Below are 201 nucleotides of genomic sequence, written 5' to 3' on the forward strand. Positions count from 1 at the left end.
GCCGCGCGTGTTGGAGCGATCCGAGATCCTCGCCACGATGGGCGAGTTGAAACTGTATGGAATGAAGGCGGCGTTCGACCAGATCGGCGGCGCGGCGGTGAAGCGCCAGCACGAGCCGCAGAGGGTCATCGGCGATTTCATCGCGGCCGAGATCGCCGAGAAGCAGGCGCGGTCGATCAAGTACCAGATCACGCTGGCCAA

At 64.2% G+C, this 201-nt stretch carries 1 pseudogene; it reads left to right on the plus strand.

Going from position 1 to position 201, the window contains the following annotated elements:
* Positions 1 to 7: 7 nt before the first annotated feature.
* A pseudogene (locus AC1MIR_RS27945) lies at positions 8 to 201 on the plus strand (ATPase); the annotation flags it as partial.

The sequence above is a fragment of the Falsiroseomonas sp. RANM36 genome, assembly GCF_056682175.1.